General features: G+C 49.2%; 1 protein-coding gene. It reads right to left on the bottom strand.

Translation table 11 applies throughout. The features are described 5' to 3' along the window. Nucleotides 1-687: aconitase family protein (locus ABD296_RS49680; RefSeq protein WP_344285575.1), on the bottom strand; the 687-nt coding region annotated here is incomplete at both ends.

Raw genomic sequence — 687 nt, 5'->3', positions numbered from 1 at the left:
CACCAAAGAACTCAAGGTAAGCACCCACTACGCGCTCTTTACGCAAGAACTCGGTTAAAGCAAGTACGATATCTGTTGCAGTAATGCCTGCCTGACGCTGACCAACCAACTCAACACCAATAATGTCTGGCAGACGCATCCAAGATGCACGGCCCAACATTACGTTTTCAGCTTCTAAACCACCTACACCCACAGAAATTACGCCCAAGGCGTCTGTATGTGGTGTGTGTGAGTCTGTACCGACACATGTATCTGGGAATGCTACGCCATCACGCGCCTGAATCACCGGAGACATTTTCTCTAGGTTAATCTGGTGCATAATGCCGTTCCCCGCAGGGATCACATCGACATTTTTAAATGCAGTTTTGGTCCACTCAATAAAGTGGAAACGGTCTTCGTTACGACGGTCTTCAACAGCACGGTTTTTTGCAAAAGCGTCTGGGTCAGCACCACCGTATTCCACTGCTAAAGAGTGGTCGACAATGAGCTGTGTTGGTACAACTGGGTTAACTTTAGATGGGTCGCCGCCCTTCTCAGCAATCGCATCACGCAAACCTGCAAGGTCAACCAATGCAGTTTGACCCAAGATGTCATGGCACACCACGCGCGCTGGATACCAAGGAAAGTCCAAGTCCTGACGGCGTTCAATCAACTGCGTTAAATAAGCAGTTAAGTTCTCGGCATCGG

Origin of the sequence: Actinomadura napierensis, assembly GCF_039529375.1 — a bacterium.
Taxonomy (GTDB): Bacteria; Actinomycetota; Actinomycetes; order Streptosporangiales; family Streptosporangiaceae; genus Spirillospora; species Spirillospora napierensis.
This window is presented reverse-complemented; position numbering and strand designations above follow the sequence as displayed.